Origin of the sequence: Streptomyces sp. NPDC058401 (genome assembly GCF_042722885.1) — a bacterium.
Lineage (GTDB): Bacteria > Actinomycetota > Actinomycetes > Streptomycetales > Streptomycetaceae > Streptomyces.
The window spans coordinates 1-23938 of sequence record NZ_JBHXKA010000123.1 but is presented as its reverse complement, the minus strand read 5'-3'; the positions used below and the strand labels follow the sequence as shown (position 1 = coordinate 23938).

Annotated in this window: 21 protein-coding genes; 6 read left to right on the top strand and 15 right to left on the bottom strand. The window is 72.3% G+C overall.

What is annotated here, in order from left to right; genetic code table 11:
* Positions 1-50: 50 nt before the first annotated feature.
* The 10 genes from ACFWNV_RS31920 to ACFWNV_RS31875 form a co-directional block, all read right to left on the bottom strand.
* Complete coding sequence (locus ACFWNV_RS31920; RefSeq protein WP_383953797.1) at positions 51-239, bottom strand: hypothetical protein; 189 nt, start codon at positions 237-239, stop codon at positions 51-53.
* Positions 236-1249, bottom strand: a complete 1014-nt coding sequence (locus ACFWNV_RS31915; RefSeq protein WP_383953795.1) for a beta-ketoacyl-ACP synthase III — start codon at positions 1247-1249, stop codon at positions 236-238. Before ACFWNV_RS31915 ends, ACFWNV_RS31920 begins: the two co-directional genes overlap by 4 nt.
* Complete coding sequence (locus ACFWNV_RS31910) at positions 1246-2526, bottom strand: beta-ketoacyl-[acyl-carrier-protein] synthase family protein (RefSeq protein WP_383953793.1); 1281 nt, start codon at positions 2524-2526, stop codon at positions 1246-1248. Before ACFWNV_RS31910 ends, ACFWNV_RS31915 begins: the two co-directional genes overlap by 4 nt.
* Positions 2523-2777 (bottom strand): phosphopantetheine-binding protein, encoded by a 255-nt coding sequence (locus tag ACFWNV_RS31905; protein ID WP_383953791.1) that lies wholly within the window; start codon positions 2775-2777, stop codon positions 2523-2525. The genes ACFWNV_RS31910 and ACFWNV_RS31905 overlap by 4 nt, the downstream gene beginning before the upstream one ends.
* A 128-nt stretch (positions 2778-2905) precedes the next feature.
* The gene (locus ACFWNV_RS31900; protein WP_383953789.1) at positions 2906-3988 is read right to left on the bottom strand and encodes a TauD/TfdA family dioxygenase; all 1083 of its coding nucleotides are present in this window, start codon (positions 3986-3988) and stop codon (positions 2906-2908) included.
* A 46-nt stretch (positions 3989-4034) separates the two neighbouring features.
* Complete coding sequence (locus tag ACFWNV_RS31895) at positions 4035-5021, bottom strand: HesA/MoeB/ThiF family protein (RefSeq protein ID WP_383953788.1); 987 nt, start codon at positions 5019-5021, stop codon at positions 4035-4037.
* Complete coding sequence (locus tag ACFWNV_RS31890) at positions 5018-5926, bottom strand: hypothetical protein (protein WP_383953785.1); 909 nt, start codon at positions 5924-5926, stop codon at positions 5018-5020. The genes ACFWNV_RS31895 and ACFWNV_RS31890 overlap by 4 nt, the downstream gene beginning before the upstream one ends.
* Positions 5923-7134 carry an acyl-CoA dehydrogenase family protein gene (locus ACFWNV_RS31885; RefSeq protein WP_383953783.1) on the bottom strand — a complete coding sequence of 404 codons (1212 nt, stop codon included), beginning with the start codon at positions 7132-7134 and terminating at the stop codon, positions 5923-5925. Before ACFWNV_RS31885 ends, ACFWNV_RS31890 begins: the two co-directional genes overlap by 4 nt.
* 27 nt (positions 7135-7161) lie before the next feature.
* A complete protein-coding gene (locus ACFWNV_RS31880; RefSeq protein ID WP_383953781.1) occupies positions 7162-7482 on the bottom strand; it encodes a hypothetical protein in 321 nt (106 codons plus the stop codon).
* 420 nt (positions 7483-7902) lie between these two features.
* A complete protein-coding gene (locus ACFWNV_RS31875; protein WP_383953779.1) occupies positions 7903-9363 on the bottom strand; it encodes an MFS transporter in 1461 nt (486 codons plus the stop codon).
* Between the two features lie 161 nt (positions 9364-9524).
* On the opposite strand from ACFWNV_RS31875, the gene ACFWNV_RS31870 reads away from it, so the two are divergent.
* Positions 9525-9944, top strand: a complete 420-nt coding sequence (locus tag ACFWNV_RS31870; RefSeq protein ID WP_383953777.1) for a MarR family winged helix-turn-helix transcriptional regulator — start codon at positions 9525-9527, stop codon at positions 9942-9944.
* 126 nt (positions 9945-10070) lie between these two features.
* A complete protein-coding gene (locus tag ACFWNV_RS31865) occupies positions 10071-11588 on the top strand; it encodes a BTAD domain-containing putative transcriptional regulator (protein ID WP_383953775.1) in 1518 nt (505 codons plus the stop codon).
* 109 nt (positions 11589-11697) lie between these two features.
* Here the strand turns inward: ACFWNV_RS31865 and ACFWNV_RS31860 are convergent, their stop codons facing one another.
* Positions 11698-12192 carry a peptidylprolyl isomerase gene (locus tag ACFWNV_RS31860; RefSeq protein WP_383953773.1) on the bottom strand — a complete coding sequence of 165 codons (495 nt, stop codon included), beginning with the start codon at positions 12190-12192 and terminating at the stop codon, positions 11698-11700.
* Positions 12193-12293: 101 nt separating this feature from the next.
* Positions 12294-14723 carry a PQQ-binding-like beta-propeller repeat protein gene (locus tag ACFWNV_RS31855; RefSeq protein ID WP_383953771.1) on the bottom strand — a complete coding sequence of 810 codons (2430 nt, stop codon included), beginning with the start codon at positions 14721-14723 and terminating at the stop codon, positions 12294-12296.
* Positions 14724-15040: 317 nt separating this feature from the next.
* Between ACFWNV_RS31855 and ACFWNV_RS31850 the strand changes: the two genes are divergently transcribed.
* The 3 genes from ACFWNV_RS31850 (at position 15041) to ACFWNV_RS31840 (ending at position 20069) form a co-directional block, all read left to right on the top strand.
* The gene (locus tag ACFWNV_RS31850) at positions 15041-16633 is read left to right on the top strand and encodes a hypothetical protein (protein ID WP_383953769.1); all 1593 of its coding nucleotides are present in this window, start codon (positions 15041-15043) and stop codon (positions 16631-16633) included.
* 105 nt (positions 16634-16738) lie between these two features.
* The gene (locus tag ACFWNV_RS31845; protein WP_383953767.1) at positions 16739-18370 is read left to right on the top strand and encodes a hypothetical protein; all 1632 of its coding nucleotides are present in this window, start codon (positions 16739-16741) and stop codon (positions 18368-18370) included.
* Between the two features lie 109 nt (positions 18371-18479).
* Entirely contained in the window at positions 18480-20069 is a 1590-nt protein-coding gene (locus ACFWNV_RS31840; protein WP_383953765.1) for a hypothetical protein, read from the top strand.
* Between the two features lie 19 nt (positions 20070-20088).
* Here the strand turns inward: ACFWNV_RS31840 and ACFWNV_RS31835 are convergent, their stop codons facing one another.
* A complete protein-coding gene (locus ACFWNV_RS31835; RefSeq protein WP_383953763.1) occupies positions 20089-20892 on the bottom strand; it encodes a VOC family protein in 804 nt (267 codons plus the stop codon).
* 301 nt (positions 20893-21193) lie between these two features.
* Between ACFWNV_RS31835 and ACFWNV_RS31830 the strand changes: the two genes are divergently transcribed.
* Complete coding sequence (locus ACFWNV_RS31830; protein ID WP_250742709.1) at positions 21194-21841, top strand: TetR family transcriptional regulator; 648 nt, start codon at positions 21194-21196, stop codon at positions 21839-21841.
* Between the two features lie 96 nt (positions 21842-21937).
* Here ACFWNV_RS31830 and ACFWNV_RS31825 read toward each other — a convergent pair whose 3' ends face one another.
* Positions 21938-22411 carry a nitroreductase family deazaflavin-dependent oxidoreductase gene (locus tag ACFWNV_RS31825; protein WP_383953761.1) on the bottom strand — a complete coding sequence of 158 codons (474 nt, stop codon included), beginning with the start codon at positions 22409-22411 and terminating at the stop codon, positions 21938-21940.
* Positions 22411-23628, bottom strand: coding sequence for an acyl-CoA dehydrogenase family protein (locus ACFWNV_RS31820; protein WP_383953759.1), 1218 nt, complete (start codon positions 23626-23628; stop codon positions 22411-22413). The genes ACFWNV_RS31825 and ACFWNV_RS31820 overlap by 1 nt, the downstream gene beginning before the upstream one ends.
* Positions 23629-23938: the final 310 nt, after the last annotated feature.

Below are 23938 nucleotides of genomic sequence, written 5' to 3'. Positions count from 1 at the left end.
GCCCCAGACCCCGCGCCTCAAACGCCGGCGAGGCTGGATTTACCCGCTCCTCACACGCCGGCGGGGCTGGGTTTACCCGCCCGGGCCCGGGGGCGGCGGGGGGTCGGGTTGGGTAGGGCGTCGTTCGTGGCTGCGAGGGTGGCCAGGGGGAGCCATTGGGTGAGGGTCTGGGAGGCTCCGGTGCCGGAGCCCAGGGAGATGCGGTAGCGGGCGTAGCCGGCCGGGGATGCGGAGGTCACTGTCGTGCCGCCTTTCGTACGGGGCGTACGTCCGGCCATATCAGGGCCGCCGAGCCCCAGGTCAGGCCGCCGCCGAAGGCGGTGAGGACCACCCGGTCGCCGGGCGTGAGCCGGCCCCGGTCCGCGGCCCAGGCCAGGGCCAGCGGGATGGACGCGGCGGCGGTGTTCCCCACGTCCTCGATGTTGGCGATCACGCGCTCGGGCGGCAGGCCGAGCCGTTTGGCCACGGACTCCAGGATCCGCAGGTTGGCCTGGTGCCCGACGAAGGCGTCGATGTCCTCGGGGCGCCAGCCGACCGCCTCCGCGATGCCGCGGGCCGAGCCGACCATCGTGGGGACGGCCCGGGTGTAGACCTCGCGGCCTTCCATGCGCAGGTACCGCTCGCCGGGCGGGACGGTGATCAGGTCGATGCCGGTGCCGTCGCTGCCCAGTTCGGTGCGCAGGACGACCCCCTGGCCGGTTCCCCGCCCGTCCGGCTCCCGGCCGCGTTCGAGCAGGACCGCTCCGGCGCCGTCCCCGAAGATGACGGCGGTGCCGCGGTCCTCGGGGTCGACGATCGCCGAGTAGCGTTCGGCGCCGATGACCAGGACGCTCTCGTACGTACCGGCGCCGATCATGGCGGCGGCCACGGACAGCCCGTACACGAAGCCGGAGCAGACGGCCGAGAGGTCGAAGGCGGCGACTCCGGTCAGACCCATGGCGGAGGCCACCTGGGGTGCGGTCGCGGGGCAGGCCCGGTCGGGGGTGGTCGTGGCCACGAGGACCAGGTCGCAGGAGGTCCGGCCGGCCGATTCCAGGGCCGCGGAACCGGCGGCCGCCGCCAGTTCGGCGGTGCCGGTGCCGGGGTCCGCGATGCGGCGCCGGGCGATGCCGGTACGGCTGTGGATCCACTCGTGCGAGGTGTCCAGCCGCTGCGCCAGGTCGTCGTTGGTGACCGTCCGCTCCGGCAGGCAGGTGCCCAGGCCGGTCAGTACGGCGGGGATGCGGCGGGAGATCGTGTCGTTGCTCATGTACCCATCACCAGAACGCAGTTGGAGCCGCCGAAACCGAAGGAGTGGCTGACCGCGACCGTCGGGTTCTCGTGCCGTTCCTTGTCCACCACCAGGTCCAGGCCCGCCAGTTCGGGGTCCACGGCCGGGGTGTGCGCGGTGGGCGGCACGATGCCGGTGGCCAGGGTCCGCAGGGTCAGTACGGCCTCGATGGCACCCGCGGCGCCCAGGCTGTGCCCGAGCAGTCCCTTGTTGGCGGTGACGCTCGGCCGGTGCGGGAAGAGCCGGTTGATCAGCTTGCCCTCGCTCCGGTCGTTGTACGGGGTCGAGGTGCCGTGCGCGTTGACGTGGTCCACGTCCGCCGGGGTGAGCCCGGCGTCCGCGAGCGCGGCCCGGACCGCGGCCTCGGCGCCGACGGCGTCCGGGTGCGGGGCGACCGGGTGGTGCGCGTCGGTGGTGAAGGCGTACCCGAGGATCCGGCCCCGCACGGCGGCACCGCGCTCCCGCGCGGCATCCTCGCGCTCCAGTACGAGGGCGGCCGCGCCCTCGGAGAGCACGAAGCCGGAGCGGTCGGCCGCGAACGGCCGCGAGGCTTCGTCCGCCGCGCTGTCGGTGAGGGCGCCCATCGCGGCGAAGCCCGCCGCGATCACGGGGACCACCCCGGCGTCCGTACCGACGGCTATCACGATGTCGCAGGCGCCGCTGCGGATCAGGTCGCGGCCGACCCCGACGGCCACGGCGCCGGAGGCGCAGGCGGCGACGACGGTGTGGCTCGGACCGGTGACGTGGTGGCGGATGGCGAGCATCCCGGCGGCCATGTTGATGAGCGAACGGGGATGGACGTACGGGGACACGGCGTCGGGTCCCCGCTCGGCCAGCCGGCCGTGCGCCGTGCCGAGGGTGGCCGCACCGCCGAGGCCGCAGCCGACGACGATGCCGACGCGGCTGCCGTCCCACGTGGCGGGGTCGAGGCCGGCCTCGGCGATGGCCTGGTCGGCGGCGACGAGCGCGAACCGGATGAAGGGGTCCAGGTGTGCGGTGCCGCGGCCGGGCAGCAGCTCGGTGCCGAACGGAGCCACGGTGCGGCACTGGAGGTCCCGGGAGACCCCCGGGGCGGGGGCCAGCCCGGCGCGGGTCGCACCGCGCCGGATCGCCTCCCAGGTGGAGTCCGTGTCGGTACCGACCGGCGTGATCATGCCGGTGCCGGTCACGGCGATGGCCGGGGCCTGCGCCTGTGCCTCTGCCGAGGTCTGTGCCTGTGCCTGTGCCTGTGCTTGCGCCTGTGCCGGTGTGCTCATGCGGACTTCTCGCCGTCCAGCGTTGTGGTCACCAGCTGCGCGAGGGCGGGGATGGTGAGCTCGCCGAGGCTGGTCTCCTCGCTGCTGAGGTCGGCGCCGGTCTCCTCCTTGATGAGCAGGACCAGCTCCGCGATGGCGAGGGAGTCGAGGTCGAGGGCGGCGAGGGTGGCCTCGTCGGTCAGGGCGTCGGCGTCGGCCTCCAGGTTCTCGACGACGATCCGGGTCAGGGTGGCGTTCAGGGCTGCGGACATGGTGTTCCTCCGTCAGGGGGCGTGGTGGGCCTTGGATAAGGGCGTACGAAAGCTGAAGGGAAAGCGGGGTCGGGGGGTGGGGCCGGGCCGGCCCCAACCGGCCCGGCCCCGAATCCCGTGGGCGGCCGTCAGGCCACCGGCACCAGCCCGGGCTCGGACACCGGGTCCGGCACCGCCCCCGCGACGGTGTCGGACCCGGTCTGCCGCGCGGTGATCGCGTTGTGGATGCGGCCCTCGCCGAGGTCGTGGAGGACCGGGCGCAGGTCGGCCAGCGCGAAGGACCGGCGCAGCCAGCGGTCGGCGCCGTCGTAGCGCGGGGTGAAGCCCGTACGGCCGTGCACGGTGCGGCGGTTGTCGAGGATGATCAGTTCGCCGGGTGCCAGGACGATGCCGCGCAGGCAGCCGAGTACGGCGTCCTCCAGCGCGGCGAGCGCCGCCCGGGCCGCCGGGGTGGTGCCGACGGTGCCGTGGAAGTCCACCCGCAGGTCCGGGTTGGCCTCCGTGCCGCAGAGCACCGGTACCGGCGGGGTGAGCACCTCCTCGTCGGTGTCGTGCACGAAGGAGGTGCTGAACTTGGTCCTGAACTCCGGGCGGCGCAGGGTGGCGACGGTCTCCTCGTCGAGCTCCGGCAGTACGTCGCCGATGCCGCCGGTCACCGTGGCGGCGAGTCCGTCGCGGTCGCCGCGCAGGCAGATCAGGCTCAGGAAGTGCGGGGCGGCGGGGTGGAACCCGTCTTCGGTGTGGAGTTCCAGCAGGATGGAGCCGCTGTTCTCCTGGCGGGTCTCGGCGCCGCGCTTGGGGCTGACGTCCTGGACCAGGTTGCCGTTCTTCTCGTCCCGGTACGAGATCGCGCGGCCCAGGACGGACATCACCATCAGCTGGCTGAGGGTGGCCACCGAGACCTCGGTCCAGTCCGGCTCGTCCTCGGGCCGGTCGGGGGTGGCCGGCAGGCTGCCCAGCGGGAGGCCGCGCAGCAGCAGGGTGCCGCTGGTGTTGCCCTGGTCGCGGAAGGAGATGAGTGCGCGCCGGACCTCGCTCGGCAGTGCGGCTGCGGCGAGTTCCACGGCGTGGAGGAGGTCGCTGCTGTGCAGTGAGTAGTCCGCGTACTGCGCGGCCATCTTCAGTGCGGCGGCTTCGATGATCTCGGACTCGGTCTCGCTCAGCAGGATTCCGGTCGCGCGTGCGTCGGCGTACGCGAATTGTTTTCTCATGGGGCGGCTTTCTTCTATGCGGCCGGCCTTCTATGCGGCCGGGCTTCTATGCGGCCGGTGCGGGACGGCGGCCGAGCCGGTACACGGCGGCGGGGCTGAATCCGCGCCAGGCCTGCTCGCGCGGAAGGTGGTTCAGGAAGCGGGCCTTCTCCCAGTGCCGGCTGACCCGGTCGACGACCCGGCGCCCGGGCGTCAGGGCGATGTGGTGGACGTCGACGGCGACCGTGCGCGGCACGTCCTCGCCCGCCACGATCTGGTTGACCATGTGGACCGCGAGCGATCCGAACTGGGTTGCCGCTTCGGTGAGTTGAGGGACGCTGTAGTCGGGGCGGCCCAGACCGCGGCGCAGTTCGCGGTACATCTCGCCGGGGATGTGCGAGCGGGGCGCGATGCGGAAGATGACTTCCCAGGTGCTCAGCACGTCGGCGTCCTCGGCCAGCAGCTGGCCGTCGAAGATGCGGCGGACCAGCCGGTAGTCGAAGCACTGGGCGGCGAGCATGCCCGCCATGTCCCAGCCGGTGACCAGGGGCTTGCGCTGGCGGCACGCCTCCTGGTGGAGGGCGATCTTCGCGCGCAGGCCGGAGGGGGTGGTCACGTCGACCCCGTCCACGATGACCTCGGCCCGCCGGACCAGCTCCCGTACGTTCTCCGGGGTGATGCCCACGGGCACCACCTCGGCCCGGACGTGCGGGTTGATGGCGCGCAGGGCGTCGGCGCCGACCTCGGCCTTGTTGCGGCCCAGGTCGTCGACGGTGGCGTGCTGGCGGTTGAGGTTGTTCAGCTCGTAGGTGCCGACGTCCGCGAGGACGAAGTCCCGGTATCCCATGCGGCCCAGCGGCTGCACGGTGGCGCCGCCGATGGAGCCGCAGCCCGCGATGAGCAGGGGGGTGTGCCGGATCTGCTCCTGGAGCGCGGCGGGGATCAGGCCGCGGTTGCGCTGGGTGAGGGAGGCGTAGAAGAGCTCCTCGTCCAGCTCGCGGGCCTCCGCGGGGGTGCCCACGTCGGGCGGGCTGCTCTGAGCGGGCAGGCTCATGCCCTCTCCTCCTTGAACGCGGTCAGCCGGGCCGCGACCGACCCGGTTTCCCCGGACGCGAGGATCGCGTCGAGGTGGGACAGGGTGGGGCGCAGTGCGTTGGCGTCGGTGAGGACGAAGGGGTACGAGCGCTGCTGCTGGTCCCACATGGGTGCGAACAGGTCGGTGGGGTCGGCCGGGTTCGCGGGTACGTCGAGCATCCGGGTGTGGAAGCCGAGCAGGGACAGCTGGAGGACGGCTCCGCCCGGCTTGCCGTCGCCGACGATCGCCGCTCCGTCCTCGGCCAGGGCCCGCAGGCAGCCTTCGGCCCAGCCGCGGTAGACCCACCAGGGAACGGACACGGCGGCCTGCGAGCGGGCCATGGCGTAGTCGCGCACGAGCCGCTTGCCCTCCCACACGTGGTGGGAGGGGGTGGCCGGGCCGAGTTCGTCGGCGAGCCGCAGCCCGTAGTCGCGTTCGACGACGAACGGCAGGTGGGCGGCGTCCCCGAGCAGGGTGTGCTCGGGGCTGCGGGTGCGGGCCAGGGTGCCGTAGCCGCGCAGCCGGCCGGTCGCCGCCTCCACGACCAGGGTGTGCTGGTCCTGGAGGGCGTGGGCGTCGTACGGCTCGGCGGTGAGGCCGGCCGCGGCGGCGAGCTCCTCGTTGAGCCAGCCGCGCTTGAGGTACTGGGCCAGCCGGAACCGGTAGACGTCGTCGAGGTACGCGGTGGGCAGCTGCTCTCCGCGCACGGTCAGGGTCAGCAGGCCCTCGGGGCTGGCGGCGCGGAACAGCGGCTCGCCGTGTACCCGGCCGTCCAGGTCGGGCAGGGTGATCGCGGCGGTGTCGCGGAGCACCTCCTCCCGGTACGAGGCTGCGGGGGCGTCCGGTTGCGCGGCGGCGGCCGGTCTCGCGGCGGCGGTGGTCACCGGACCTCCGGTACGCCGAACAGCTCGCCGGTGATGACCAGCGCGAGCGCCTCGGGGCTGCCTTCGTAGATGCGGGGGCCGTAGGCGTCGCGCAGGACCCGGTCCATGCCGTCGTCGCGCTGGAAGGCGGCGGCGCCGATGAGGCTCATGGCGGCGTCGGCGTTGTCGATGGCGGCGCGGTCGGCGACCAGCTTGGCGACGGCGGGCTCGTAGGCCGGGGTCGGGATGACGGTGTCGGCCTTGAGCACGGCGTCCAGGTAGAGGGCGCGGGCGGCGGAGACCCGGGCGGACATGTCGGCGAGCTTGCGGGCGGACATCTGGTGCTCGAAGAGCAGCCGGCCGCCCTGGCGGCGGGTACCGGCCCACGCGACGGCGCGGTCCAGGGCGTGGCGGGCGATGCCGGTGGAGACGGCGGCGCAGGTGACGCGGGTGAGGTTGCCGATGGCGACGTTGAGGTCCCAGCCGCCGCGCTCGTCGCCGATGACGTTCTCTTCGGGCACCCGGGCGTTGTCCAGGATCAGCTCGCCCGCGGGGGCGGTGCGGTAGCCCACCTTGTCGTGGATCTCGCCGCGGGTGACGCCGTCCTGCTCCAGCTCGGTGACGAAGCAGGTCAGGCCCGTGGAGCCCTGGCCCTCGTCGAGGTTGGCCATGACCGTGGCGTACGTGGCGACCGGGGCGTTGGTGATGTAGCGCTTGGTGCCGGTCAGCAGGTACTCGCTGCCGGAGCGGCGGGCGATGGTCATGTCCTGGGCGTACGCCGCCTGCTGGGGCAGGACCAGGTCGGTTCCGTTGCGCTCTTCGGCGACCGCGTTGCAGGCGAGGACCGGCTCCGGGCCGAGGAAGGCGGGGAGGTACTTGGCCTGGAGCGCCGGGTTCTCGCAGATCAGCAGCGGGGTCTGGAAGAGCCCGGTGGCGCCGAAGACCAGGGCCATGCCCGGGTCGGCGGAGGCCAGCTCCTCCAGGGTCATGGCGAGGGCGAGCTGGCTCAGGCCGAGGCCGCCGAACTCGCGCGGGATGGCCATGCGGAGCAGGCCGAGGGCGTGGCCCTTGCGGACGGTGTCCCAGTCGAGCTGGCCCTTCTCGACCCGGTCGCGCTCGGCGGCGCCGGGGGCGACCTCGTCACGGGCGAAGGCGACGACCTGGTTCAGGAAGTCGGCCTCGAAGGGGTCGAGCAGCGGGTGGGCGGCCGGGTTGTGCGTGTACGTCATCGTGGTTCCTTGCTGGTGGACGGGCGTTCAGCGCGGGAGGTCGAAGGTCGTCAGGGCCTGCCCGACGGCGAACGTCTGCATGACCGGGCCGCGGGCGGAGACGCGGCGGCTGGTGACGGTCCGCAGGAAGGTGCGGCGGCCCGCGGCGAGGTCGTCGAGGTCCGCGTAGCTGATGCCGAACACGTGGGTGGGGCGGGCTTCCGTCAGGTCGCCCTGCGGGTCCAGCGTGAGTTCGGCGGCGGGCTCGGAGATGACGAAGCGGACGGTGGCGCCCGCGGCCTGCCAGGCGGGGGCGGCCTTCGCCGCCGCGGACAGGGTGTTCGGGATCTCTTCGGGCGACATGGCCATGCGAAGTCCTTCGCGTTCGTGGGGGAATGGGAGGGGGAATTGATTCGCGTGTGGGTACCGGCTGCCGTGCAGGCGTCGAATTGCACTGCGGCGCATTCCGCCGGGGCTCATTCCTTCGCAGCACCGGACAACCGGTTGATCATGAAGCTACCGACCCCGGACCGGCCCTGTCCATGAATTCAACTGCCGCTCCACGGGGGTGGAATTCGCCCTCCAGCGGGCGGTAATCGGATGTCCATCGGGTGCGGAACACCTTGCTCCACATACGCGAATTTCCCGGCCCGCCCGGGCCGGGAAACGCGAAGTGGGCTTGCAGGCGGGGGAGGCTGCAAGCCCACGTTCAGGGGGAACTATCCAGTTTCGCGAAGCCGGGGCCGAGGCCTGGCCGGGGCCGGTTCAGGCGCCTGGGCCAGCGCCGGGTCAGGCGTCGGCGCCCTGCGGGGCCCGGGTCAGCGACCGCAGCGCGAGGGCGATCACGATGGCGACGGCGGAGCACACGGCGAGGGCGAGGAAGCCGTTGCCGACGCCGGCGGTGGTCGCGTCGGCGACCGAGTCGCCGCCGTCGACGCCGCTGTCCACCGAGGTCATGAGGATGGTTCCGATGACGGCGATGCCGAGGGCGGCGCCGGTCTCGTTGAAGGTGTTCAGCAGCCCGGATCCGACGCCCGACTCCTCCAGCTTGACGTGCGAGGTGCCGATGCCGAACAGCGGCACGAAGCAGGCCGGCAGACCCGCGCCGATGACCGCGAGCGCCACGATGGTCAGCGCGACGCTGTCGCTGCCGGTCGCCAGGATGCCCGTACCGACGAGCTGCAGCGCGGCGCCGGCCACGTACATGCCGCCCAGGCCCAGCGCGTTGGCCAGGGCCGGCGCGACCATGGCGACGACCAGGGCCGCCAGGCCCATGGGGAGCAGCGAGAGGCCGGTGACGAAGGCGCTCATCTCGTGGACCCGCTGGAAGTACATGCTGGCCAGGAAGGAGCTACTGATCATGACGCTGGCGACCAGGAGCAGGCCGACGCTGGACAGCCAGTACGTGGGCTTGCGCAGCAGGTGCAGCGGGAGCAGCGGGTCGGCCTGGCCGATCTCCATGAAGGTCACCACGGTCAGCAGGACCACGGCGGCGCCGATGCTGATCCAGGCGGTCGGATCGCCGAAGCCCTCGTGCAGCCGGATCAGGCCGAAGGACAGGGCCGCGAGTCCGGCGGTCGACACGATCGCGGAGGGCAGGCGCAGCTTGCGGCCGTTGCTGGTGTTGAGGGCGGGCATGGCGCGCAGGGCGCCGACGAGGGCCGCGATGCTGACCGGGATGTTGATGAGGAAGGCCCAGCGCCAGCTGATCGCGGTGACGATCAGACCGCCGAGGACGACGCCGATGGTCGCGCCGATCACGCCGAGGCCGCTCCAGGCGGTGAGGGCGATCTTGCGCTGCTCCTCGTCCTGGTAGACCGCCAGGATGATGGACAGGGCGGCCGCGGAGAGCAGTGCGGCTCCGGCGCCCTGGAGGGCGCGGCCCGCGACGAGGAGCTCCTGGTTGCCGGCGATGCCGCACAGCACCGAGGCCACGGCGAAGACCGAGAGCCCGGTGACGAAGGTGCGGCGGCGGCCGAAGACGTCGGAGACGCGGCCGCCGAAGAGCAGCAGGCTGCCGAGCATCAGGACGTACGCGCTGATGGTCCACTGCAGGGCGGTCGGATCGGCGGGCAGCTGGGCGCCGATCGAGGGCAGCGCCACGTTCACGACGGTCGAGTCCAGCATGACCATCAGCTGGGCGACGCCGACCACCACGAGGGTGGTCCAGGGGGCCTTGCCGGGGGCCTGGACGGGCGCTTCTTCCGCGTCCTGCCGGGCTGTCTGGGGTGCCAGCGTCTGCTCGGTCACCACGTCTCCTTCATAGGGGTCGAACGATGGGGTCAAACATGGGGTCAAGCGAGGGTGGAGCGATAGGCAGATCGATGCATGTGAATGCATCGACCTTGATCCGCACAGTACATTCATGCGCCTGCATCGACAAGAGGAGCTTGCGAACCTACGATGAGGGCGTGACAGAAACAGCTCTGACCGATCGATGGGTGTCCCTGACCCGCGCCTGCGCGCAGATCAATCAGGCCGCCGAGCGGGCACTGGCCGAGCAATACGGCTTGTGCGCCAGCGCCTTCGAGATCATGGACCTGATGAGGGAAGCGGACGACTGGATCCGAGCGGGCGAACTCAGTTCCCGCGCGGCCAGGAGCCAGCCACAGGTTTCACGCCTGCTGGCCCAGATGATCACTGCCGGCTATGCCGAGCGAAGGCCGTGCTCCACCGACCGCAGGGGTTTCGACGCCCGGCTCACACCGGCCGGCCGGGAACTCTTTTCACGGTCCTCCTCCACCATGGAAACGATCCTTCGCGAAATGGCCGAAAGCAGCGAGGACATCCGCAACGTAATGGGGCTTCCCGTCGCACGACAGGCGAACTAGCCGAAGTAGCAAAAGTATGTGCCGAGGCCATCGATCCCCCTGCTAGCGTCCCGAACGGGCCCTGCATTCCCGCGTGATGTCCGCGCGCCGGGCCCACGCCGACGTCAGTTGGATACGGGGGGAAACATGCTCAACCAGACGAGGCCGCCGACGCTGTCCGGCAGCCACCCGGCCGGCAGCCACCCGGCCCACCGGCCGCGCGTGGCGGCCCAGCCAGGACCGCGCAGCACGGTCCTGGCACGCACCAGGCCCGGACCGCCCGGCGCGGTCCGCCCGGCCGCCGCGGGCGCACCGGGCTCCGCAGGCGCACCGGGAACACCGGGAGCACCAGGAACACCGGGAGCACCCGCAGCACCAGGCGGCGTCGCCTTCCGGCTGCTCGGGCCGCTGGAGATCGTCACCACCGCCGGACCGCTCCCGCTGCGGGGCATGAACCAGCGCGCCGTCCTGGCCCTGCTGCTGCTCCACGCCAACCAAGTGGTGGCCACCGGCGACCTGATGGGGGTCCTGTGGCCCGGCAGGGTCGCGCCGCCCACGGCCCGCAAGGTGCTGCAGAACACCGTCTCGGCCCTGCGCGGGGTACTGGCCGACGGCGGCGTGCCCGCCCACGTCGCCTCCCTGGTCAGCCAGGCCCCGGGCTACATGCTCCGGATGGCGCCGGAGGCCCTGGACCTGACCCGGTTCCGGATCCTCGCCGACCAGGGGCGCGGTGCACTGGCCGCCGGACAGCCCGAGAGCGCCTCCCGGTCCCTGCGGGCCGCGCTGGGCCTGTGGCGGGGCCGGGCCGGACAGGAACTCGCCGAATCCGGCGTGGACTGGCCCGAGCTGGCGACGGTGGACAGCGCCCGGGCCGCGGCCCTCGAGGACTTCTGCGACGCCGAACTGCGCAGCGGACGCCACCACGAGGCGATCCGCCCGCTGGAGGCCGCCACGGCCGCCGAGCCCTCCCGGGAGCGCGCGTGCCACCTGCTGATGCTCGCCCTCTACCGCGCGGGCCGCCAGGCCGAGGCCCTGCGGGCGTACGAACGGCTCCAGCAGGAGCTGAGCCGGGACTTCGGCGTCCAGCCCGGCCGCGAGGTACGGGACCTGCACCAGGCGATCATCCACCAGGACCCCGCCCTGCTCCCGGCCGCGGACGCCGACGGCCACGACCTGGACTTCAGCTCCCGGACCGACCCCGAACTCGACCTGCTGTTGGCCCTGTTGGCCTTCGTCCAGCGCCAGCAGCGCCCGCACGTCGTCACCCTCACCGGAGCAGCCGGAGCAGCCGGAGCCACCGGAGCCGCGGGAGCCACCGGCGCGGCCACGGCCGCGGGCCCCGGCCGGCTCCTCGCCGGGCTCACGGACCGGCTCCGCCGCGACGGCCAGGTCACCGTCTGGAACGTCCGCACCGGCCCGGACGGCGCCGCGCTCGGCGACGATCTGCGCGCCGCCCTGCGCCGGGCCACCCCGCACCGCCCGCTGGTGGTCGTCGCCGAGAACCTGCACCACGTACGGGGTGCGGTCCAGGACTGTGTCAGCGGGGTGGTCCGCGAAGCGGGGCGCACCCCGCTGCTCGTGGTGCTCACCGCCCGCGCCGCACCCGAAAGCCTGTGGCCGGGCTGGAGCGCGGCCGTGCCCTGGTCGACCACCGTGACGGTCTGACCCCGCCCGCGGCGCAGGCCCCCGGCGAGAGCCCCTGCCCCCGGACATGACGGCGGCCCCGTCCCCCTGAGGGGGCGGGGCCGGCCAGCCGTTGCGGGCGGGGTGGGGATCAGGCCTCGACGACGCCGGACGCCGCGATCTCGATCTTGCCCTTGGTGGAGCCCGAGGGGGAGCCGAGCTTCTCGATCGCGTCGACGATCTCGGAGCCCTCGACGACCTCGCCGAAGACGACGTGCTTGCCGTCGAGCCACGGGGTGAGGACGGTGGTGATGAAGAACTGCGAGCCGTTGGTGTTGCGGCCGGCGTTCGCCATCGACAGCAGGTACTTGCGGTCGTGCTTCAGGGTGAAGTTCTCGTCGGCGAACTTCTCGCCGTAGATGCTCTTGCCACCCGTGCCGTTGTGGTTGGTGAAGTCACCGCCCTGCAGCATGAACTGCGGGATGACGCGGTGGAAGCCCGAGCCGGCGTAGCCGAAGCCGTTCTGGCCGGTGCACAGCTCGCGGAAGTTCTTGGCGGTCTGCGGGACGACCTCGTCGAAGAGGCTGAAGACGATGCGGCCGGCGGGCTGGCCGTCGATGTTGATGTCGAAGAATACGTTGCTCATGGGGTCCATCCTGTCACTCCCGGTGCGGTGCGCGACCCCGAGGGGGCCGCGACCGGGCCCCCGAACGGCTCAGCCGCAGCTCAGGCGGCGGCTGAACCGGGTCAGCCGCCCGTACGGGTTCCCGTGCCCTTGGCGGCGTCCAGGGCGTAGACGCAGCGGTCCTTGCTGCACGCGTACACCACGCCCGCCTCCGCCACCGGGGCCCCGGTGATCTCCCCGCCGGTGGCCAGCTTCCAGCGGAGCTGGCCGCCCGCCGCGTCCAGGGTGTAGAGGCAGTGGTCGGCCGATCCGAAGTGCACGCGGCCGTCCGCGACCGCCGGGGAACCGGTGATCTCCCCGCCCGCCGCGAACCGCCACTTCGGGGTGCCGGTGACCGCGTCGAGGGTGTAGACGGCGCTGCCCGCGGCCAGGTGGACGTTGCCCGCGGCGACGAGGACCGGGTCGGCGGACTGCCGGGGCTCGGTGGCGATGCGCCAGCGGTCCTTGCCGGTGGCCGCGTCAAGGGCGTAGACGGTGCCCAGGTAGTCCGCGAGGTAGACCCCGCCGCCCGTGACGGCCGCGCCGGGGGCGAAGGCCGGGGGCGCGAGGAACACGGCGGGGGCCTCGAAGTGCCAGCGGACCCGGCCCGAAGCCCGGTCGATGGAGATCACCCGGGTGCCGGCGGCGACGTAGACGTTGCCGTCGGGGGCGGGGGTGACCCGTACGGGCACGTTCCCGCAGGAGCCGGCGTCCCCGACCGGGTAGGACCAGGACTCGCGGCCGGAGCGGGCGTCCAGGGCCCGCAGCCGGGCGTCCTGCCACACGTAGACCGTCCCGTCGTGCAGGACCGGGGCCGCCTCGGTGGTCTCGAACTCGCTCTGCGCGCCGGACAGCTCCCACAGCTTGTGCCCGCTGGAGGACTCCCAGGCCTGTACGCCGCCTCCGCGGGTGGCGGTGACGACGGTGCCCCGGTCGGCGCGCAGGGCGTACACCCAGGCGTCGGCGGACAGCCGCCAGCGCTCGGAGCCGTCGGTGGCGTCCAGGGCGTACAGGGAGGGGCCGTCGGAGGCGTGGATGCGGCCGTCGGAGACGGCCATGGACCAGGCGACGTCGCGGGTCTTGAACTGGCGGCGGCCGCTGGCCACGTCCAGGGCGTGCACCTCGAAGGAGGTGACGTAGAGCAGGTCGCCGGCGACGGTCGGGGTGCCCCAGACCTCGTTCGACATCCGGAACCGCCAGGGCCGCCACCGGCCGCTGTCCGGGGCCGGTCCGGGGTTCGGTACGAGGACCGAGGGCGCGGGGCCCGCCACCGGGGTCCCGGCGGGCGGACGGATCCAGCCGGTCGCCGAGTCCGCGGCGGCGGCGTGCGCGGCCGGAGCGGAGACGGAGGCCTGCGGGCCGGGGCCGATCGGCACCGGGGAACCGCCGAGCCGCACGGGCTCGCCCGAGGGCGCCATCGGCGGGTGCTCGGGCCGCTGCGGGACGGCCTGGCCGGTCCGCGGGTCGGTCCACGGGTCGGCGCCGCCGCGCTGGCGGCGGTGCGTGGCGGGACCGGCGGCGGGACCGGCGCTCTCGATGGGCGCGGAGATGCCGGCCCGGGGAATCACCGGCTTCGGCACGGCGGCTGCCGCTGCCGCGGCGGCCGCGGCGGCGTTGCGGTGGCCGGCCCGCCGGGCCTCGATCATCGCGACGGCCCGCTCGGGCAGCCACGCCGAGGCGGTACCGCTCTCGTCGCCGCCCTCGAAGAGGTGCGGGGCGAGCTGCGCCTGCAGGTCGGCCGGGGTCGGCCGCTGCGTGGCGTCCATCTTCATGCAGGAGTCGATCAGCGGGCGGAGCTCGTCGGGGAGCCCGTCCAGGTTGGGGCCCTCGCGCAGCAGCATGAAGACCGTCTCCACCGGGTTCGCCCCGTGGTAGGGCGGGTGCCCGGTGGCGGCGAAGACCAGCGTGGAGCCGAGCGAGAAGACGTCGCTGGCGCCCTTGACGCTGCGCGAGTCCTTCGCCTGCTCCGGCGACATGTAGGCGGGGGTGCCGACGGCCACGTTCGTCATGGTCAGGCGGGTGTTGGAGACCCCGCTGGCGATGCCGAAGTCGATCACGCGCGGGCCGTCCTCGACGACGAGCACGTTGGAGGGCTTCAGGTCGCGGTGGACCAGGCCCGCCCCGTGGATCGACTGGAGCGCCTCGGCGATGCCGGCGGCGAGCCACCGTACGGCCTGGGCCGGCATGGGCCCGCACTCGTGGACGATCTCCTCCAGGGAGGGCGCCGGTACGTACGCGGTCGCCAGCCATGGCACGGCCGCACGCGGGTCGGCGTCGACCACGGCCGCCGTGTAGAAGCCGGAGACGGCGCGGGCCGCCTCCACCTCACGCGTGAAGCGGACGCGGAACAGCTGGTCCTCGGCGAGCTCGGTGCGCACCGTCTTGATCGCCACCCGGCGTCCGGACGCCGACCGGGCGAGATAGACCAGCCCCATGCCGCCGGCGCCGAGCCGTCCCAGCACCTCGAAAGGGCCGATCCGTCTCGGGTCGTGCTGCGTCAGCTGCTCCACCACTCGCCTCCACACCCATCCCCGTACGGGGTCCCTCGCGGTCCCCGCTCTTCCAGCCAGCGCCGGTGGCATCGCCGTCATCGCCGTCATGCCACCGGATGCGCGCGAGCCGCCGCGGGTCCCTGCCCCGTGCAGCGTCTCACCCCCGGGGGCCGCCCGGGTCGCGCACCCCCGATTCTGTCAGGCCCGCGCCTGGTCCGGCCCCGGCACGGCGGGTGGTCGCGTACGGGGTGCCGGGAACGGCGTACAACCCCGGGGCGAGGTCGTGTGTCTAGCTCCCGTTCGACTCGCCAAGATCCGGGGGATCCATGCGTCACCGCTTGACTTCAGCCATCGTCGTCACCGCAGCAGCACTCGGCGGACTGGCCGTGCCGGGGGCGGTTCATGCCGCCACCAACGACTGCGGGGGCACCATGCGTGCCACCCGTGAGGGCGCCATCTTCTTCAGCTCGGACTACGAGGGTCCCGGTATCACCCTCCCCGTCCACGTGCGGGACAAGAGGACGGGTCTGCGCGTCGCGTCCGTGAGCAAGTTCCGCGACGTGGACCTCGATCCCTCGGACGACAGGTTCGACCCGGACAAGCTCTCGGACCCGCTCAAACTGGACAGCCTCGCGGTGTACGCGCTCGAGATCGACACGGCAGCCGGCACCGCCGTCTGCGGGGACTTCGACTACCGGCTCCGCACGGAGATCGCCAAGCCCGTCGCGCAGGGCAAGGTTTCCCTGGCCCGCCTCACGACCACCGTCTCGGCGGACGTCACCGGCTTCGACCCGCGGACCCAGCAGAGCGCTCCGCTCAAGAACACCAAGGTCACCGTCTCCCACGAGGGCTCCGCGCGGCGGGAGGCGTCCACCGACGCACAGGGCCGCCTGTCCTCGCCCGTCACGTACCGGGGCACGGAGAGCTCCACCGAGGTGAGCATCAGCCTGGCGGCCACCCCGGAGATGCGCCCCGCGACGGGCCGGGTCCGCGTGGCCTCGGACCACCAGCGGGCCGAGATCCTCCTCGACCCCGCGTCCCGGAAGGTCACGGCCCGCTACGGGGAGACCGTGAAGCTCACGGGCAAGGCCGTCGTGATCGCCGCGGACGGCACGCGCAAGCCCGTACCCGAGGGCACCGTCCTCTCCACGGGGATCAACGGTGCGGTGACGAAGACCGGGGCGGACGGCCGGTTCGAGCGATCGGTACGGATCGTGAGCCCCGGGGACGTCACCACCGGGTGGCTGGGCGGAACCGCGTATCCGTGGCTGGCAGGCGGGGCGGGCTCCACGAAGGTCCAGTTCCTCGCGGCCATCGGCGTCAGCGACTTCAAGGCCACCATCGACGCGGAACGGCGCGTGACCTTCACCGGGGCCACGAACCTGAAGCCCGCCAGTGCCGACCCCGGCCCCACCACCATGGAGGTGCAGTACTCGGCCGACGGCAAGACGAACTGGACGACGCGCAAGACGTTCGGCTTCTCCTTCAACCACAGCTTCGCGCAGACGCTGCCGGGCGAGGCGGACGGCTACTGGCGGCTGCAGTACTCCGGGGGCAAGAGCAGCGCGGGTGCGATCCTCGAACGCACCGTCACCCCGCCGGTCCGCCTGACCCGGACGGCGACGGCCTTCTCCTACTTCAACGCCGCGCCCGAGCCGGTCCGCAAGGGCCAGACCTTCACCATCAAGGGCACCCTCCGGCACCAGACCCCGGCGAAGGCCTACGGCGGCCAGACGGTGGTCTTCTGCTTCCGGCCCGAGGGCAGCCAGGCCTTCGTCTACCAGGGCCAGGCCAAGACCGCCGCCGACGGCACCTTCGTCCGCGCCTTCAAGGCCGACCGCACCGGCACCTGGATCGCCCGCTACAGCGACTCCGACGGCAAGCACTTCAACGCCGAAAGCCGCCCGGACGACCTCGTCGTGAACCCGTAAGCAGGTCGCCCTACTTGCGGAAAGAGGCGTACAACCCATCGGGTGCCTCGCGGGTCTAACAGCCGTTCAGCTCGTCGAGACCCGGGGGAATCCGTGCGTCACCGTTTGACTTCAGCCGTCGTCGTCGCCACAGCGCTGCTCGGGGGACTGGCCGTGCCGGGGTCGGTGCACGCCGCATCCGATGCATCCCTCGCCTCCGTCGCACCGGGTGCGGCCGATGCCGCCGGCGGGGCCACTGCCTGCCCGCCGGACATGGCCGCCACCCAGGACGGCTCCCTCAGCGTCCACAGCGCGCAGGACGGGACGGGCGTGCCCGAGGGGCTCGTCGTCCACCTGCGGGACAAGAAGACGGGTCTGCGGGTCGCCCGCGTCGACACCTTCCGCAAGGTGAGCGACCCTGACGGCATCCTCCCCGACTTCCGGCTGGTCTCGGAGCCGCTCAAGCTGTCCGCCCTCGGGATCTACGCGCTCGAAGTCGGCTCCGAAACCGCCCCCGTCTCCTGTGGGGACTTCGACTACCGGCTGCGTGCGGTGGTCTCCAAGGTCGACGCGGCGGACGGGGTGTCCCTCGACAACCTCAAGACCACCGTGTCGGCGGACGTCACCACCCTCGACCCGCGGACCGGGGCGAGCGCCCCGCTCAAGAACGCCAAGGTGCGCCTCACCGCCGACCGCACGGCGCAGGACGCGACCACGGACGCGCAGGGCCACGTGTCCTCCCCGTTCACCTTCCGGGGCACGGAGAACCACACCGAGGTGCGCGTCGAGGTCCTGGACACCCCCGACGTCCGCGCCGGGGGGCGCAGCGAGACCGCTCGCACGGTCCCGCAGAAGGCCGAGATCCTCCTCGACCCCGAGTCCCGGAAGATCAAGGCCCGCTACGGTTCGACGGCCAAGATCACGGGGCAGGCCGTCAGGGTCGCCGCGGACGGCACGCGTACGCCCGTACCCGAGGGCACCGAGATGCTCGCGGACCTCACCGGCGAGCCGAGGACGACGGCGGACGGCCGGTTCGAGCGGCAGCTGCTGATGTCGCGCGGCGGCCCGGTGAAGACCACGTGGGCGGGCGGCAAGTCGCCGTGGCTGCGCTACGTGATCGCCAGTACGGAGGCCGAGGTCGTCGAGGTCAGCTACTTCACGGACCTCAAGATCACGGCCGACGCCGCCGGCCTGAAGTTCTCCGGTGGCCTCGCCCACAGGCCCCTCAGCCCTGCCCCCACCCTCATCGAGGTCCAGTACTCGGCCGACGGCAAGGCGGACTCGGCCTGGAAGACGCACCACGTCTTCACCGTGGACTTCGCCTCCGCCCGGTTCGACCTGACGCTGCCGGGCGTCGGCGAGAGCGACGGCTACTGGCGGCTCCGCTACGCCGCCGCACCCCGCATGCAGGGCTCCGTCACCGAGCCGGTCCGGCTGACCCGGACGGCGACGGCCTTCACCTACTTCAACGCGGCGCCGGAGCCGGTCCGCAAGGGCCAGAGCTTCACCATCAAGGGCACGCTCAAGCACGAGACCCCGGCGAAGCCGTACGAGGGCCAGACGGTGCAGTACTACTTGCAGCCCGTCGGCAGCCAGGAATTCGTCTACCAGGGCCAGGCCAAGACCGGCGCGGACGGCAAGTTCGTCCAGACGTTCACCGCCACCGAGAGCGGCGCCTGGATCGTCCGCTACAGCGACGCCGACGGCAAGCACTTCAACGCCGAAAGCCGCCGGGACGACCTCACGGTCAACCCGTGAATCCGTGAACCCGTAGACCCGTAGACCCGTAGACCCGTAGACCGTGAGCAGGACGCTCGACGGTCATCACCGCGAGCACACCAGTCCTTGGGGGGACCTTGTGAAGCACATGCGCTACACCACCGCACTGGCGGTCACCGCCGCCGTCGTCGGCGGCCTGCTCCTCGCTCCGGGCACGGCGCACGCCGCCGACCAGGATTTCTACGTCACGGCCACCGCGGAAGGCATAACGATCGACGTGGTCCGCGCCTACTACATGAACCCCGTGGTCCACCTGCGGGCGAAGGGCTCCAACACCCGCGTCCAGACCATCAAGGACTTCAGGTACGAGGAGAGCGATTCGTCGTCGACGGAGGGGTCCTTCACCTCCGGCCCGGTGAAGCTCGACAAGCTGGGGCTCTACTCCGTCGACGTCGAGTACCGGGGCACCGACGGCGAGTCGCTCGTGCGCAAGGACACGGCCACCCTCCCCTACACCCTCAAGCCCGTCCTCAGCGGCATCACCAGCTCGAAGGCGGTGTCCCTCGACAGCCTGGGCACCACCGTCGAGGCGGACCTCCAGGGTCTCGACCCGCGCGACGGCAAGCAGACCCCGCTGGCCAACGCGCAGGTCGACCTCTGGGTCTCGGAGAAGTCCTTCACCGCGACCACGGACGGCAAGGGCCACGTCAAGGCACCCGTCACCTTCACGGGGACCGAGGCCGACGCACAGGTCGATGTGGGCCACAAGACCGCGACCGGCCTCTCCGTCTGGGCCAAGGCCAAGGTCCGGGTGTCGGCCCAGGCCGTGAAGATCGAACTGGACCCGGGCTCCCGCGCCGTGTCCGTGCCGGAGAACGGCACGGTCCCGGTCAAGGGCTCGATCAAGCGGGTCGCGGCCGACGGCACGCTCAAGCCGGTGGCGACGCCCATGAGCCTGCACGTCCTCGGGCGCCCGTACACGTTCAAGAGCACCGCGGACGGCCGCTTCTCCACCAGCTTCAAGGCGGATGACGACCGGACGGCCGAGGTCACGACCGATCGTCAGATCTGGCTCGACCAGAAGACGTCCGCCGCCACGGTGGCCGACGTCCCCGCGGACGTGCACTTCCCCGGGCAGCCCACCGAGCAGTACGGGCCGGGGGCCCCGTGGACGGTCCGGTTCAACCAGTACGCAACGCTGTACCACACGGAGGTGCACTCGGGCCCGAAGCTCCCGACCGGCGGTCCCGTCGAGATCCAGTTCTCGCCGGACGGCAAGGCCTGGACCACTCGTAAGACCTTCGTGGCCACCTTCGACACCGGATTCGACCAGTCCGTGCCCGCGGAGCGCGGGTACTGGCGCCTGCGGTACGCGGGCACGGACGTGCCGCACGGCTCCTCGGACGTCCTCAAGGTCGATCGCGTCGTGCCCGCGATCTCCGAATTCAACGCCCATCCCGAGCCGGTCAAGCGCGGTGGGCAGCTGACCGTACAGGGCCGGGTGAACGGGATGAACAGCCCGGCCACGCCGGTCGCCCGCGCCACGGTCGCCATCCTCTACCGGCCGACGAGCAGCAGCGCATGGGTCAAGGTCGGGACCACGGCCACCGATGCCCGCGGCGCCTTCAAAAAGGCGTTCATCGTGGACCGTGGCGGCGACTGGATGGCGGTGACGTCCCGGGACGGCTGGGGGCTGCGCGCCGAGAGCCGCGTGGACTCGGTCGAGGTCACCGGCTGACCCGGCGGACGGGCACCCCCTAGGGGGTGCCCAGCCTCGTCCGCGGCTCCGAGAGGAGCCCGAAGACGGCGCCCTGGTTGTCCGCGACCACCGCGATGCGCCCGTACGGGGTGTCGAAGGGGTCCGCGGTGACCCGGCCGCCGAGGCGCTGCACCATCGCCACGGACTGGTCGCAGTCGGGGACGGCGAAGTACGCGAGGAAGTGCGCGGGCATGATCTCCGGGAAGGCGTCGGTGATCAGGCTGCGCCCCAGGACGGCCGTCTCCGAGCCGGGTGCCCTGCCGGGCGGGGACCAGACGCGGTACTCGATGCCCGACTCGGCGTCGTTCTGGTCCTCGGGGACGTAGCCGAAGACCTTGGCGTAGAAGACGTCCACGGCGTCGCGGGCCCGGGTGTAGACCTCGGACCAGCAGTACGTGTACGGCTCGTTCTGGGCGTCGAAACCGTGGTGGGTGCCGGGCTGCCACAGCCCGAAGACGGCCCCGCCGGGGTCGGCGGCCATCGCGGCGGTCCCGTACGGGCCGACCGGCATCGGGTCCATCACCATCTGGCCGCCGGCGGCGCGGATGCGCTGGGCGCAGGCGTAGGCGTCGGTGGTGTAGAGGTAGATCCCCCATACGGTGGGCATGCGGCCGTCCGGCTTGGGGGCGAGGGCGGCGACGTTGCGGCCGCGGCTGTAGGCCTGGGTGTAGTGCCCGTACTCGGCTCCCGCGCTGTCGGCGAAGGTCCACCCGAAGAGCTCACCGTAGAAGCGCTTGCCGGCTTCCACGTCCGGCAGGGAGGCGTCGACCCAGCAGGGTGCGCCTTCCACGAATGCGGCCATGAGCCCGGTTCCTTCCGTTGTGCGGGGGTGTGCGAGGGTGTGCACCCTCCGCGCACGTTCCGCCTCGCTCGCCCAGCCATGTCCTCCGGATCATGATGTGCCCGAAAACTTGTCCACAGCCTGTTGATAAGACTATTCGGGGGATAGGGTCGGAAGCCGGACGGCGCGCCCGGGGCGCACGCCCGGCCGGAATCGGTCGCAGTGACGGGTCGGGACGGGCGTACGCCCAGGCCAGGCGTCCCCTCACCCCATTTGCAGGCGGCCGAATCGCGCGCCGATCACCCCTCGGTAAGCTGACGGCATGACAGGACAAGTACGTACCGTCGACGGCCGCGTTGCCGGCCGGCGCGGTCAGGCGACGAGGCAGAAGCTGCTCGACTGCCTCAGCGAGATGCTCAGCTCCTCGCCGTACCGCGACGTCAAGGTGATCGACGTCGCCCGCAAGGCCGGCACCTCCCCCGCGACCTTCTACCAGTACTTCCCGGACGTCGAAGGCGCCGTCCTGGAGATCGCGGAGCGCATGGCCAACGAGGGCGCACAGTTGACCTCGCTGGTCGAGGGGCGCGCGTGGGTCGGCAAGGCGGGCTGGGCTGCGGCCGAGGAACTCGTCGACGGATTCCTGGAGTTCTGGCGGCGCAACGACGCCATCCTGCGGGTCGTCGACCTCGGTGCCGCCGAGGGTGACAAGCGGTTCTACAAGATCCGCATGAAGATCCTCAACTCCGTCACCAACTCCCTCACGGAGTCGATGAAGGAGCTCCAGGCCAAGGGCAAGGTCGACAAGGACGTGAGCCCCGCGGCGATGGCGGGTTCGCTGGTCGCCATGCTCGCGGCGGTCGCCTCGCACCAGAAGGGGTTCCAGACCTGGGGCGTCAAGCAGGCGGAACTCAAGCCGAACCTGGCGCTCCTGGTCCACCTGGGCATCACGGGCAAGAAGCCGACGAAGTAGGCGGCGGACCCCGAGCGGGTCCGCCGGCCCTTCGGTCCTACGGGGCTTCGGTCCTTCGGTCTTACGGGGCTTCGTCCACCGGGCCTTCCGCCGCGATCAGCGACGCTCCAGGCGGAACAACCGGATCTCGCGCTCGATGCGCGCCTGGTACGCCGCGTACGGCGGCCAGAACTTCAGCACCGCCTGCCACGCCGCCGCGCGTTCCTCACCCGCCAGCAGGCGGGCACGTACGGCGATGTCCTGACCCTTCCAACTCACCTCCGCGTCAGGGTTCTTGAGCAGGTTCCCGGTCCATGCCGGGTGTCCGGGGCGGCCGAAGTTCGAGCCGATCAGGATCCAGCTCGCCCCGTCCTGCTCCGGCATGCACGCGAGCGGGGTGGTGCGCGGTTCGCCGGTCTTGGCTCCCTTGGCGGTGAGGATCACGCCGGGGAGCATCTGGGCGCTGAGGATGACCTTGCCGCGGGTCAGCTTGTGCACCGCCTTGTCCATGGCGGGGATGAAGTGCGGTGCGATCTTGGCGAACAGCATGGTCGAGGAGACCTTCTGCATCAGCTTGACTCCGGGCGCCATCAGACGGCCACCTTCTCAGTGCGTGGGGCGGGGGCTGGTGTGGGTGCGAACGTGGCTGCGGGGGCGAACAGCCCGGCGGCTTCCGCGGCATGGGCGCGCAGCCGGTGGACGGGGCCGAAGAGCAGTTCGTCGGCGGCCGCCCGCTTGAAGTAGAGGTGCGCGTCGTGCTCCCAGGTGAAGCCGATGCCGCCGTGCAGCTGGATGGCCTCGCCGGCGGTGATCCGCAGCGCTTCCAGGGCCTGGGCCAGGGCGAGTCCGCCCTGCGCCGGGTCCCATGCGGCGTAGTAGGCGGCGGAGCGGGCCGCCTGGACCTGTACGTAGAGGTCGGCGAGGCGGTGCTTGACCGCCTGGAAGGAGCCGATGGCCCGGCCGAACTGCTCCCGCTGCTGTACGTACTCCACGGTGCGCGCGAGCGCCTGCCCGGCCGCACCGACCGCCTCGGCGGCCAGAACGGCGGCGGCGCCGCGCCCGGCGGCAGCGAGCGCCCCGGCCACGTCGGTGCCTCCACCTCCCAGCAACTCAGCCTCAACATCCCGCAGTTGAATACAGGCCTGCGGCCGGGTCTCATCCAGGGTGGTCTGCCGCGCCCGTACGAGGCCGGGCGCGTCCTCCCGTACGAGGAACAGCAGCGTGCGGCTACGGGCGAAGCCTCCCGTGTGCGCGGCGACCAGCAGCAGCGAGGCGCTGTGCCCGTCGAGCACCTGGGCGACCTCCCCGTACAGCCGCCAGCCGCCGTCCACGGCGCGGGCCTGCACCCCGCCGGCCCGGCCGCCCCCGGCCCAGTCGCCCGGGGCGTTGTCCCCGGTCAGCGCGAGGGCGGTGGCCAGGGCGGGGCCGGGCACGGCGAGCGCGGCCGTGAGCCCGCCCGCGGCGAGCGGCGGCAGCAGGGCCGAGCGCTGGTCGGCGGTCCCCAGTGCGGTGACCAGCGGCACGGCGAGCACGGCCGTGGCCAGCAACGGCGAGGGCAGCAGCACCCGCCCGGTCTCCTCACAGGCCAGCACCAGGTCGGCGGCGGCGCAGCCGACGCCCCCGTACTCCTCGGCCACGGCAATGCCGGGCAGCCCGAGCTGCCGGGCGAGCTGCTGCCACAGCTCCCGGTCGTATCCGGCGTCGGTGCGGACCGCGGCCTTGACCTCGTCCGGGCCGCAGCGTTTGCCCAGGATCTCGCGCAGGGTACGGCGCATCTCGTCCTGCTCCGCGGTGAAGGCGGCATCCATCGTCGGGCTCCTCCCCGTATCTGACGGGCCGTCATGTTAGGGCGAGCAGCGCCATAAGCCCAGGGCCCGAACCACCCCGAACCCGATCGCCGCCACCAGCCCCCTCACCCGGCCACCAGACCCAGACACCCCACCGAGCCAGCCCGGCAACGACCTCCCCCACCCGGGGTCGGGGGCTACGGCCGGGGCGGGGACGGGGGCGGGGTGGGGTGTTGGCCTGGACGTAGAGCGTGATTTGTGGCGCACAGGGAAGCCAAAACTGTCGAACGTAGGAGGCAGGGCGCCTAAATCATGCAGTCCAGGCCAACAC